The organism is Mesorhizobium sp. M1A.T.Ca.IN.004.03.1.1, from assembly GCF_003997555.1.
In the GTDB taxonomy this organism is placed as follows: Bacteria; Pseudomonadota; Alphaproteobacteria; order Rhizobiales; family Rhizobiaceae; genus Mesorhizobium.
Genome location: NZ_RZTV01000108.1, coordinates 1 through 340, shown reverse-complemented (window position 1 = coordinate 340; position 340 = coordinate 1). Strand labels below are relative to the sequence as shown.

At 63.8% G+C, this 340-nt stretch carries 1 pseudogene; it reads right to left on the bottom strand.

The window, feature by feature from the left end:
- Nucleotides 1-340: pseudogene (locus EOD29_RS30915) on the bottom strand (esterase); the annotation flags it as partial.

Genomic DNA, 340 nt, shown 5'->3' with positions numbered 1-340 from the left:
TGTCTGCGCCGCAGCGCGCGCGGCTGCGCGCAGGATTTTCGTCTCGAGCGCCGTCATGCCGTCATCGCCGGCGCTGAGCTTGATCCAGCCTGCCTGGAACCCGGTCTCGCCGATGCCATCCGTCAGTTCGCGCAGCATCCACGTCTCCAGCTCCTTCTCGGAAGCATGGCGGACCCATTCGGGAATCCAGGGCTCGCGGTAATTGCCAGTGGGAACGACGATCGGAAAATCCGTCGCGAGCGACACGGCAAGATCGATATCCGCACGGCGTCCGACACCGCCCGTCGAGCATTCCACAAGTGCGGTCACCCCGAGCTTCTTGATCTTCTCGATTTCGGGG